General features: G+C 71.8%; 12 protein-coding genes. 2 read left to right on the top strand and 10 right to left on the bottom strand.

Annotated elements, in window-relative coordinates:
- Positions 1–217 precede the first annotated feature (217 nt).
- The 10 genes from ABFX54_RS54335 to ABFX54_RS54290 form a co-directional block, all read right to left on the bottom strand.
- Positions 218–1,117, bottom strand: coding sequence for a sigma-70 family RNA polymerase sigma factor (locus ABFX54_RS54335; protein ID WP_346115191.1), 900 nt, complete (start codon positions 1,115–1,117; stop codon positions 218–220).
- A gap of 55 nt (positions 1,118–1,172) precedes the next feature.
- A complete protein-coding gene (locus ABFX54_RS54330) occupies positions 1,173–1,580 on the bottom strand; it encodes a universal stress protein (RefSeq protein WP_346115190.1) in 408 nt (135 codons plus the stop codon).
- The gene (locus tag ABFX54_RS54325) at positions 1,462–1,827 is read right to left on the bottom strand and encodes a universal stress protein (protein ID WP_346115192.1); all 366 of its coding nucleotides are present in this window, start codon (positions 1,825–1,827) and stop codon (positions 1,462–1,464) included. The genes ABFX54_RS54330 and ABFX54_RS54325 overlap by 119 nt, the downstream gene beginning before the upstream one ends.
- Positions 1,828–2,013: 186 nt before the next feature.
- Positions 2,014–2,517: a CBS domain-containing protein gene (locus tag ABFX54_RS54320; protein ID WP_346115189.1), complete on the bottom strand. Its 504-nt coding sequence runs from the start codon at positions 2,515–2,517 to the stop codon at positions 2,014–2,016.
- Positions 2,514–3,350: a universal stress protein gene (locus ABFX54_RS54315; protein WP_346115188.1), complete on the bottom strand. Its 837-nt coding sequence runs from the start codon at positions 3,348–3,350 to the stop codon at positions 2,514–2,516. Before ABFX54_RS54315 ends, ABFX54_RS54320 begins: the two co-directional genes overlap by 4 nt.
- A 3-nt stretch (positions 3,351–3,353) precedes the next feature.
- The gene (locus tag ABFX54_RS54310) at positions 3,354–4,361 is read right to left on the bottom strand and encodes a carbamate kinase (protein ID WP_346115187.1); all 1,008 of its coding nucleotides are present in this window, start codon (positions 4,359–4,361) and stop codon (positions 3,354–3,356) included.
- Positions 4,358–5,287, bottom strand: a complete 930-nt coding sequence (gene argF / locus ABFX54_RS54305) for an ornithine carbamoyltransferase (RefSeq protein WP_346115186.1) — start codon at positions 5,285–5,287, stop codon at positions 4,358–4,360. The genes ABFX54_RS54310 and argF overlap by 4 nt, the downstream gene beginning before the upstream one ends.
- On the bottom strand, positions 5,284–6,459 hold the full coding sequence (locus ABFX54_RS54300) for an arginine deiminase (RefSeq protein ID WP_346115185.1): 1,176 nt from the start codon (positions 6,457–6,459) through the stop codon (positions 5,284–5,286). Before ABFX54_RS54300 ends, argF begins: the two co-directional genes overlap by 4 nt.
- Positions 6,456–7,805: an amino acid permease gene (locus ABFX54_RS54295; protein ID WP_346115184.1), complete on the bottom strand. Its 1,350-nt coding sequence runs from the start codon at positions 7,803–7,805 to the stop codon at positions 6,456–6,458. Before ABFX54_RS54295 ends, ABFX54_RS54300 begins: the two co-directional genes overlap by 4 nt.
- 474 nt (positions 7,806–8,279) lie before the next feature.
- Positions 8,280–9,257, bottom strand: a complete 978-nt coding sequence (locus ABFX54_RS54290; RefSeq protein ID WP_346115183.1) for an Acg family FMN-binding oxidoreductase — start codon at positions 9,255–9,257, stop codon at positions 8,280–8,282.
- 166 nt (positions 9,258–9,423) lie between these two features.
- Here ABFX54_RS54290 and ABFX54_RS54285 point away from each other — a divergent pair, with 166 nt between their 5' ends.
- Both ABFX54_RS54285 and ABFX54_RS54280 read left to right on the top strand, forming a co-directional pair.
- Positions 9,424–10,293 (top strand): GerMN domain-containing protein, encoded by an 870-nt coding sequence (locus ABFX54_RS54285; RefSeq protein WP_346115182.1) that lies wholly within the window; start codon positions 9,424–9,426, stop codon positions 10,291–10,293.
- Positions 10,294–10,481: 188 nt separating this feature from the next.
- The gene (locus ABFX54_RS54280) at positions 10,482–11,162 is read left to right on the top strand and encodes a CBS domain-containing protein (RefSeq protein WP_346115181.1); all 681 of its coding nucleotides are present in this window, start codon (positions 10,482–10,484) and stop codon (positions 11,160–11,162) included.
- Positions 11,163–11,310 lie beyond the last annotated feature (148 nt).

Below are 11,310 nucleotides of genomic sequence, written 5' to 3'. Positions count from 1 at the left end.
CTGCAGCTCCGCCAGCAGCTCGTCCAGCCGCATCTGCGGGATCAGCGGATTGTGCCCACCTTCCATACCGAACAGTCTCGCACCAGGACGATCGGCCGCCTAGCGCAGATGATCACACCAGCCGCGCCCATGCGGGATCTTCGGCTCCGCCGAGGCCCGCCCGCCCAAGGGCTCCTGCTCCTACGACGACGCGGACGGCGGTGCGGGGGCGTGTGTCTCAGCTCGCCCAAGCGCGCAGGCCGTACGACCTGCCGTGACCACGCAGCCTGGTGAGCGATTCCTTCTCGATCTGGCGAACCCACTGAGGAGTCAGCCCCAGCTTCTCGGCGATCTGCCGGGGCGTGTGCGGGTCGTGTCCGTCCATGCCGAACCTCAGCCGCATGATCAGCGCATTCCGCGGAGCGAGCCCGTCCACAAGGCGATCGAGCACCACCCGCAGCGCCCGCCGCTCGGCCAGTTCCTCGGGGGCCGGGCTCCGGTCGTCCTCCACCAGGTCCCCGACGGTGGAACGGTGCCGGCCCTCCCCTGTCTCGGCGTCCAGGCTGGTACAGGTGGCGGGCAGTTGCCGCAGGAAGGCGAGCCTCGCGGGTTTGCGCCCCAGTTCCTCGGCCAGCTCCTGCTCGGTCGGGGCGCGTCCCAGCCGGTGCAGCTCTCGTGCCCGCGCTTGGGCGACCTTGACGAGCTCGTCCTGTACGGCGATGGGCAGCCGCACGGTGGGGGCGTGTTCCAGGCCGCGCTGGATCGCCTTGCGGATCCACCAGGTGGCGACCGTGGAGAAACGGTTGCCCCGGGTGTGGTCGAAGCGCTCGACGGCCTCGATGAGCCCGAGGTTGCCGTCCTGGATCACGTCGGCCAGCGACACGCCGCGGTGCGCGTACCGCTTGGCGATCGACACCACCAGCCTCAGGTTCGCCTCGATCAGGTGCCGGCGAGCGGCCCGGCCATCGGCGACGATGGCCCGCAGCCCTGGCGTCGGAGCACCTTGCCGGATGAGACGGGCGGCGCGGGCGGCCGCTCGCATCCGTTCGCCGAGCTCGGCTTCCTCGGCGGCGGTCAGCAACGGCGTGCGGCCGATATGTGCCAGATAGTCACTCAAAGAGTCCGTTCCGGGGTTCATCGGGTCCACTCCAAGACGGCGAGCGGCCGGAGGCCGCGACGCACACCAGCGAGAATCATGCTTCCTCTTCCGTAACTCTGCCAAAACTCTTCCAAGACACACTGGAGATCGCGGCACGTCCCGTTGGTGATGGCCCCGCTCTCACGAACGGACCACGGCCACCGGGCACAGGGCACAGGGCATGGTGCAGGACGCCTCGGCTGACCGAGCCGAGCAGCGTCGATCGCGGGGCGCCGCGCCCGTGTGAACCCACGATCAGCAGGCCCGCCCGCTCGGCCGCCGTGATGAGCGCGTCCACCGGATGCGCGCGCCGGACGTCTTCGACGACCGCCACCTGCGGGTGATCATGACCGGCGGCCTTGAGCCGGTCGTGGACGGCCTGCAGCCGCATGGCGTGGATCTCGTCCACGTCGTATGCGGATCCAGGAACGAAGTCGTGCGCCGGCAACTGCCTGGCGGGCACGGCCCTCAGCGTCGCACCGCGCAGCTCCGCCTGCTCGAAGGCGTAGGCCAGGGCGGGGTAGCACCCGCCGCCCTTCCTGGTGCACCGTGTCCGGCAGGACCGCCTCAGGGCGCTTGCCGACCAGGTAGCACGAGCTGTCCGTCACGTGCACGATGTGCAGCGGCACGCTCCTGCGTACGGCGTCGCCCGCCGCCCACTCCACCGCGGCCCGCGATTCCGCGGAGCCGTCGACTCCTACGATGATCATCATTGCCTCCTTCGACAGTCTCATCTGACCGTGTTCACCTCCTCGGGGTGCAGGGCCGGAGGTCGCCGGCGTCAGGGACGAAGGGCCCTGTCCGGACAGACAGCCGCACGCCGAGAGCTCCCCCTCCGCCGGCGGCCCTTCCGCCCACCGACGCGGCGATCCGCTTGACGGTGCCGCGCGCACGTGTCACGCCTCCCGCCAGCTCCGTGCGGGCGAGTCCGGTTCGGTACGCACCGGCAGGACCGGTTCCAGGTGGAACATGCCGGTCAGCACCTCGCCGCTCTCCCGCGCCGGGCTCAGGCGGCCGGCGACCGCGGCCAGGACGTCCCTGGCGGTGATCAGGCCGATCAGCCCCTCGCCGGAGACGACCGGCACCGCGTCGACGTCGGCGTCGAGCATGACGGCCGCCACCTGGGGCAGCGGCGTCTCCGGCCGCACCCGCGCGGTGCGAACACGGCGCAGCAGGTCGCGGACATGGCGGGCGGACTGCTCCTGCGGCCCCCCGGACCAGGACGCGGCCAGTTCCTCGCGGGAAAGGACGCCCAGCACGCGCCGCCCCTCGACGACCGGCAGGTGGTGCACGCCGGCCCGGCGCATCAGCTCCCAGGCCATGAGCGGCGACTCCCCGGGCTTGACGGCGACCAGGACGCGGCTCATCACCCGCCCGGCCGTCCACGTCTCGGCGGTCATGACTCCTCCTCGCGGGCCGGGCGGACCACGGCGACCGGGCAGGTGGAGTGGTGCAGCACGGCGTGGCTGACCGAGCCGAGCACCGCCGAGGCGAACCCGCCCCGCCCGCGCGAGCCGACCACGACGAGGCCGGCGGTGCCGGCGGCTCTGGTCAAGGCGGCCACCGGGTGCTCGCAGGGCTGCTCGTCGGTGATGACCAGGTCGGGGTTGCTCGCGCGCCAGGGCTCGACCAGCTCGCGTGCCGCCCGCGGCTCCTCTTCCATGATCCGTTCGATCAGGCCGCTGTAGCCGATGGCGTACGGGGACAGGGCCGGCGGCTGCCAGGCGGTGACCACGTGCAGCCCGGTCCCCTGAGCTCTGGCCTGCTCGATCGCGTACGCCATGGCCGCCCGCGCGTGCTCGGAGCCGTCATAACCGACCACGACGCGCCCGTGCCCTGTCTGTGGTGCGCGGACGACGACGACCGGGCCCGCGGCGTGCCCGGCCACCGCGATGCTCACCGAGCCGAGCAGCATGCCGGTGAATCCGCCGAGCCCCCGGCTGCCCACCACCACGCTGTCGGCCGTCGCGGACGCGCCGATCAGCTCGTCGATGACGTTCCCCGCTCTCAGATCGGTCGCCACCTTGGTCCCGCCGGCGACGGCGCGCGCCCGGTCGGCGGCGGCTTCCAGCACTCCCGCGCAGTACTCGACGCCCTCACTGTGCGGCCACTGCTCGCACACGTGGACGAGGCGCAGGTCCAGCCCGCGCCGATCGGCGTCGGCGGCCGCCCACTCCACCGCCGCGACGGCCGGGGCGGAGCCGTCCACACCGACCACGATCTGTCTGGCCATCGTTCATCTCCTCGCCCGTTCGGATGTCGCACTTTCAGCTTCGATCCGGCCGGCCGAGGGCGCCGCAGGAGAAGGTCCCCAGGCGTTGTGCCTTTGGTCCCTGATCGCAGGGTTCTCGGCGGGCCGGATGCGGGTGCCGCTGGTGCCGTCCACCACCTGCGCGAGCTCGTCGAGGGCTCCGATGGCCACCGGCCGCCCGGTGGCGCGGCTGAACGAGCAGGCCGCCGCGATCTTGGGGCCCATGGAGCCGGGTGCGAAGGAGCCGTCGTCCAGTTCGTCGGGTGAGACGGACGTGATGGGCCGCCGGTGGGGTGTGCCGTAACCGGCGTACACGTAGGGCACGTCGGTGAGGATGGCCAGCAGGTCTGCGCCGAGTCGGGTGGCGAGCAGCGCGGCGACGGCGTCCTTGTCCACGACCGCCTCCACGCCCGCGAGGGCGCCGGTGACGGGAGCGCCGCCTCCTCCTCCGGCGATCACGACCGTCCCGGCGTCCAGCAGCCAGGCGATGACGGGCAGTTCCACCACGCGTTCGGGCCGCGGCGAGGGTACGACACGCCGGTGGCCGCGGCGTTCCTGGACGAAGGTCCATCCGCGCTCGGCCGCGAGCCGCCCGGCCTCCACCGCGGAGTAGTAGGGGCCGATGGGTTTCTCCGGGTGACCGAAGGCCGGGTCGGCGGGGTTCACGACGACCTGGGTGACCAGCGCGGCGACCGGCGTGTCGGGCAGGTGGCGGCCGATGCTCCGGGCGAGCCAGTAGCCGATCATGCCCTGGGTCTCGGCGACCAGCGTGTCGAGCGGGTAGCCGCGTTCCAGGGTGGGGTCGCGTTCGCTCTCCTCTGCCAGGAGCCCCACCTGGGGGCCGTTGCCGTGCACGACGAGGATCTGATGGTGGCGGGCCAGGCGAGCGATCTGTTCGGCGGCGGACGCGGCGTTGCGGACCTGCGTGGCCGCGTCGGCGCGTTCGCCGCGGTGCAACAGCGCATTGCCGCCGAGCGCGATGACGATTCTCACCGTGCGCCCGCCAGGGTGCCGGCGACGAGCGCTTCCAGGACCGCCTGGGCGGTGGGCAGCCGGTTGGCGGCCTGGGGGAACACCTGGGAGGCCGGGCCGTCGATGACGTCCGCGGCCACCTCCTCGCCGCGGTGGGCGGGCAAGCAGTGCAGGAAGATCGCCCCAGGTGCGGCCGCCCGCATGAGATCGGCGGTGACGCGGTACGGGGTGAGCGCGGCGGTCCTGGTGGCCCGCTGCTCGAGGGGATCGCCCATGGACAGCCACACGTCGGTGTAGACGGCGTCCGCGTCCCGGACCGCCTCGTAGGGATCGTGGGTGAGGACGAGGTCACCACCGGTGGAGATCTTCCGGGCCATCGCCTCGGCCTCCGGGTCCGGCCGGTAGGCGTCGGGAGTGGCCACGGCGAGGGAGATCCCGGCCAGCGCGGTGGCCTCCATGAGGCTGTGGGTGACGTTGGTGGCGGGGCCGACGTAGGCCAGTTTGCGCCCGCGTGGGTCGCCGAAGTGCTCGCGCAGCGTCAGCAGGTCGGCGAGCGCCTGAAGGGGATGGTGGGCGTCGGTGAGCGCGTTGATCACCGGCACCTCGGCGGATCGGGCGAATCGAACGACGTCGTCGTGGTCGAAGGTGCGGATCACGACGGCGGCGGCGTAGGAGCCGATGACGCGGGCGGTGTCGGCGATGGTCTCGCCCCTGCCGAGCTGCAGTTCGGCAGGGCCGACGGTGAGTGGCACTCCGCCCAGGCGGACCACGGCGGTTTCGGTGGAGACGCGAGTGCGGGTGGAGGGTTTGGCGAAGTAGAGCAGCGCCGTCCGCCCCTCCAGTGGCTCGCCGGCGGCCCCGGGGTGGCGCTTGAGATGCGCGGCCCGGTCGAGCAGCTGGGCGAGCTCGTGCCCGGTCAGGTCGGCGACGCGCAGCAGGTCCTTCACAGCGGGTTCCTTTCGATCGGGCAGCTCATGCAGCGGGGTCCGCCGCGTCCGCGGCCGAGTTCGGCGCCGGCGATGGTGATGACCTCGATGCCGTGTTTGCGGAGCATGGTGTTGGTGGTGACGTTGCGCTCGTAGGCGACGACGACGCCGGGGGCGATGGCGAGCACGTTGGTGCCGTCATCCCACTGCTCGCGCTCGGCGGCCCACACGTCCTGCTCCGCGCGCAGCACGGCGGCCGCGCCGAGGGCGGTGAACAGGTCGTCGTTCTCGCGCACGCGCAGGCCGGGGGTGAGGGTGAACGAGCGCAGCGCCGGCAGCTCGGGATAGACCACGAAGACGCCTCGGTCGACCATCGTCATGACGGTGTCCAGATGCATGAACGCCCGTTTGGACGGCAGGGCGGCGGCGATCACGCGGTCGGCGGCGCCGGCCTCGAACAGGCGCCGGGCCAGCAGCTCGATCGCCTGCGGGGTGGTGCGTTCGCTCATGCCCACCAGGACGATGCCGTCGCCGACGACGTGGATGTCGCCGCCCTCGATGGTGGCCGGCCGCTCGGCCTCCGCCGGGTACCAGACCGGTGCCCGCCCGGCGAACACGGGGTGGAAGGCGTAGACGGCGGCCACGTGCGTGGTCTCGCGGCGGCGGGCGGACTTGGCCATCGGGTGCAGGGACACCCCGCCGTAGATCCAGGCCGAGGCGTCGCGGGTGAACAGGTGGTTGGGCAGCGGCCGCAGGACGAAGTCGTCCTCGCCGAGCCCTGCCAGGCGCAGGCTGTCGGTGTTCAGGCCGAGCTCGCGCCGGGTGAGACCGCCGATGAGGTGGCGGGTGAGGATGTCGGCCGGCATCGCCTCCAGCGCCTCGCGCAGCGGCGGGGCGAGAGTGGGGCCGAAGACGGGCTCGGTGACGACGCGGTCCAGCACCCAGGTCCTGGCCTGGTCGTGTTTCAGGGTCTCGGTGAGCAGTTGGTCGAACAGATGGACGGTGACGCCGCGTTCGCGCAGGGTGTCGGCGAAGGCGTCGTGCTCCTGACGGGCGCGTCTGACCCAGAGCACGTCATCGAAGAGCAGTTCGTCGCAGTTGGTGGGGGTGAGCCGCTTCAGCTCCAGCCCCGGCCGGTGCAGGATGACCTGCTTGAGCGTGCCGACCTCGCTGTCGACGTGGAACACGGTCATGCCGCCTTTCCGATGATCCCGGCGGCGTCGTGGCGGTCGCGGTGCTTGAGCCACACGTAGACGGGGAGGCCGGCGAGCAGCAGCAGCGTGCCCTTGTAGACGACCTCGTAGCCGGAGCCGGCGATGGTCCACAGCGTGTACGCGAACGCCAGGACCGCGATCGTGCCGTCGAGCGCCAGCCGCCTGCCGGAGAAGTGTTCGCGGTCGGTGAGCATCAGCATGAGCTGCGCCATCGCCGCGTACGCGTACGGGATGAGTGTGGTGAGGGTGGCCAGCAGGATCACGAAGTTGAACTGCTCGACCAGGCCGGCGTTGTAGTTGAGCAGCATCAGCGCGGTGACCAGGACGCTGGAGACGACCAGCCCGACGGCCGGGGTGCCCCAGCGCGACACCTTGGCGAACACCTGGGGGAACAGCCCGTCGCGGGCGGCGGCCAGCGGGACCTGCCCTTGCAGCAGGATCCAGCCGTTCAGTGCGCCGAACGCGCTGACGATGGCGCCGATCGCGACCGCGGTGCCGGCCCAGTCGCCGAACATGACCGCGGCGGCGTCGGCGAACGGGGCGGTGGAGTCCACCAGCACCTGGCGGGGGACGGCGGCGAAGACGGCGACGGTGCCCAGGATGTAGACGGCGGCGGTGACGATCGTGCCGATGATCGTGGCGCGGGGGATGGTCCGCTCGGGGTTGTCGACGTCCTCGGCCGGGACGGTGGCCGACTCGATGCCGATGAACGCCCACAACGTCAGCGACGCGGCGGCGGTCACCGCCCCGAACGTGCTCTGGTCGCTGGGGTTGAACGGGGTGAAGTCGCCGGCGTCGATGAAGAACGGCGCGGCCACGGCCAGCGCGACCAGCGGCAGCAGCTTGGCCACCGTGGTGACGGCCTGGATCCAGCCGCCCTGCCGTATCCCGCGCACGTTGACGGCGGTCAGCAGCCAGATCGCGGCCAGCGCGACCCCTGCGGCGAGCAGCGCGGTGTCGCCGAGGGCGGGCCAGAAGTAGCCGAGGTAGCTGACGAAGGCGACCGCGATGGCGGCGTTGCCGACCCAGACGGCGATCCAGTAGCCCCATGCGGTCTGGAAGCCGACGAAGTCGCCGAAGGCGCGGCGGGCATAGGCGTACGGGCCGCCGGTCTTGGGGTAGGCGCGGCCGAGGCGGGCGAAGACCAGCGCGAGCAGTAACGCGCCGGTCGCGGTCAGCGCCCAGGCCACCAGGCTCGCCGAGCCGAAGGCCGCCAGTGAGGCGGGCAGCAGGAACACCCCTGAGCCGATCATGTTGCCGACGACCAGCGCGGTCGCCATCCAGGGGCCCAGTTTGCGGCGTGGTGCCAGTGGCGTGACGGACATGACGATGCCCTCCTTCCGGGTCGTCACCAGCACATCAGCGCCGTGACGACAGGCATGGAGGCGGACGTCCCCCATCTCTGATGACCTTGGTCCCCACTGCCGATGCCCTTCGGCCGTCGGCCCGAGGAGGACCGGCTCAGCGGCGGGTACGAGCGCGCCCGGCGACCGGCACCCTCGCATCCGCGTCGTGCCTGGACCGCGTCCTGTGCTCATCCACGCAGGCCGTCTTCACCGACCGCGCGCTGCCGGCCGTGTGCTACCGGTCAACTTCCGCCCGGACGGCCAGGAGATCGCCATCAGGGCCGCGGCCGGCTCCAAGCCGGCGGCCGCCACCCGCGACTCGGTCGTGGAGCCGCCCGCTCGTGAGCGACGGACGCGTGATCAGGGGAATCGATCACGGAAGTGCGACGGCGACGTCCGAGGGACTTGCCCGATCGACGAGCCCCGTCATCGGTGGCCGGGGACAACGCGCGCTCACTCCAGGAGCTCGGTCAGCGGGCGCCGGGGCAGGCCCTGGCCGTCGTCGAAGGTGACGCCGAGCCGCATGAGCATCTGGGGGTACTGGCCGGAGAAGAGCTCCTGGCGCAGGAACTCGCGCAGCAGGTCCATCTCCAGAGCCTGCGTGTGGAAGGCGGCGCTGACCCCGTGCGCGGACGCGTGCAGCAGGACCCGCTGCAGCGCCTGTCCCGTGGCGATCCACTCCTCGTGGCTGTCGCCCGGCGTGCTCAGGACGGCGACGACGCCGATCGCCGTCTCGCCTGCCGCGCCCTCGGTGCCCCAGTCGTGCCGCCAGGAGTAGTGACGCTGGGGAAAGTCCGGCTCCGTCGGCACGGGCTCGCGCGGATGACTCTCCGCGGGCACCCCGTCGGCGCGGGGGCTGCCGGGCGGACGGGCCCATCGGATGAGCTCCAGGCGGAACCGCTCGTCCTGCGCCTGCACGCCCTGCGCGGCCCGGGTCAGCGCGGCCAGTACGCTCACCGCCGCCGACGAGCGGATCGGCGTCAACGTGGCGCCCTCGGCCATGGCCGCCTTGATCAGCGACTCGACGAACCGGTCGGGCACCGGCACGTCGGCGAACCCGGCCCGGTGGGTGTGCCGCCGCTCGATCTCGCCGCCGAGCACCCAGGTCGGCTCGTCGGCCTCGATCTCCGTGCCCGGCCTGATCGTCGCGAGCAGTCCCGGCCGGTCGGGATCGGGCAGGATCCGCACCACAGGCTCGTAGCCTTCACAACGCATCGCGGTGCGCATCGTGAACAGGGCGGCGCCGCAACTGATGAGCAGTTCCCGGCCGGCGGCGTCGCCGATCGGAAGTTTCCTGGCGGTGTCCGCCCTCAGGCCGATCTCCTCCCTGGAGACGGCGAAGGTCCAGGGCTGGGTGTTGTGCACGGACGGAGCCCAGCGGCCGGCCTCCACCGCCGCGTCCAGTGCCTGCTTGGGCGAGCGAGCGCTCATGGTCCACCTCCAGAGGGCGATGCCTTCAGCGCATCACACCGCGGGCGGTCCTGACCAGGCGGTGAGCCGAACGGCACGGCGGGCGGGACGTTCGCCCCTTCTGGCCCCTCCCGGCGTGGATGAGGCTGGGATCAGGAGCACTCACGGGGAAAGAAGATGATCCATCATGCTCCCGATCCGTCCCCTCATCACCGGCACGGTCCTGGCCGCGGCGGTGACCGTCCCTCTGGCACTGCCCGCCCAGGCCACGCAGCTCGCCCGGGTGCCCGTGCTGACCGGTGTCCGCGCCGCTCACCAGCCGGGCCTCGACCGGCTCGTGTTCGAGTTCCGCGGCGGCGTCCCCCGCTGGGCCCAGGCCCGCTACACCGACGCCATCGCCGACCACGCCACCGGGCGCACCATCAGCGCCGTGGGCGACGCCCTGCTGCGGATCCGCTTCGAGCGGGCCGCCGCCGTCACCGGGCCGGCCCGCACCACGTACCCGCTGCCCGGCATCATCCAGGTCGTCGGCACCACGCCGCACCACTCCACGCTCACCTACGGCGTGGGCGTGGCCAGGCAGGCTCCGTTCCGAATCTACAAGCTGACCCGGCCCAGCCGCGTCGTGGTCGACATCACCACCCCCTACCGGACCATCCCGGTGCGCGACTACTTCCTCGACACGGCCAGGTACAACGCCGGCCGGCAGCCGTACACCACGGCGGTGCAGCGGCCGGTGATCGCGCTGTCCACCGCCTACGGCGCGCTGCAACGGCTGTTCGCCGGACCCACCCAGGCCGAGAAGGCACAGGGGCTGCGCTTCGTCTCCTCCAAGGCGACCGGCTTCAGCAAGCTGACCGTCAAGCGCGGAGTCGCCCGCGTCCACCTGACCGGCCGACTCAGCGGCGCGGGATCGGCCTTCACCATCGCCGACGAGATCATGCCGACGCTCAAGCAGTTCCCGTCGATCAAGTACGTGAAGATCTACGACGCCCGCGGGCACACCCAGCAGCCCTACGGCCCGTCCGACTCCGTCCCGCGGAGCCTGGAACCGTAACCGGCACGCTCAGGGCCCGGATGCCGGTCATCCGGGCCCTGAGCCAGGCCGGCGCCAGGGAGAGCAGCGCCGCCTGCCCCGGCGTACGACGGCCCCGCTTCAGGACTTCCGGCCCTATTCTCTGCGCTTCGCCCGGGTTGTGATGTGAGTAACCCCAACCGAATGCGCACAGAAAGAGCCGAACAGCCATGCGCATGACCGTCGCCGACGTGATGACCAGGAAGGTCGTCTCCGTCACCGCCGCCACCCCGTTCAAGGAGATCGCCGAGGCGCTCATCGCCGGCGGCATCAGCGCCGTGCCGGTGCTGGACCACGAGCAGCACGTGATCGGCATGGTGTCCGAGGCCGACCTGCTGCGCAAGGAGGAGTTCCGCGAGCAGTTCTACCGCGAGGGCTACCGCCCGCCGCTGCGCGCCCGGCTGCGCCACCCCAAGGGCAAGCAGAAGGCTGACGGCGACACCGCCGCCGAGCTCATGACCAGCCCGGCCATCTGCGTCTCCTACCAGGCTCCGGTGGTCGAGGCAGCCCGCCTGATGGACGCCCACGACGTCAAACGGCTCGCCGTCATCGACGGCGACGGCTGCCTGCTCGGCATCGTCAGCCGCCGTGACCTGGTCAAGCTGTTCCTGCGCCCCGACGAGGAGATCGCCGCCGAGATCCGCGACGAAGTCCTCGACCGCACCCTGTGGGTCGACACCTCCGGCGTCACTACGCGGGTGCGTCAGGGAGTCGTGACCCTGTCCGGCCGGATGGAGCGCCGCACCGAGGCGGCCATCGCGGTGCGCATGGCCGGCCGGGTCAACGGCGTGGTCGACGTGATCGACGAACTGACCTGGAAGACCGACGACAACACCTGGGAAGCCCGATAAGCGTGCTCCCCCGCTCCGTGCCCGGCATCGTCCGGGTCAGGCACATCAGGAGAACACCATGACGACCACCGTCGCGAACGTCATGACGACCACCGTCGCCGCCGTCAACGAGAACGCCTCCTTCCACACCGTCGCCGAACTGCTCATC

Origin of the sequence: Nonomuraea maheshkhaliensis, assembly GCF_039529435.1 — a bacterium.
GTDB classification, from domain to species: Bacteria; Actinomycetota; Actinomycetes; order Streptosporangiales; family Streptosporangiaceae; genus Nonomuraea; species Nonomuraea maheshkhaliensis.
The sequence above is the reverse complement of the archived record's forward strand: the minus strand, read 5'-3'. Positions and strand labels throughout refer to the sequence as shown.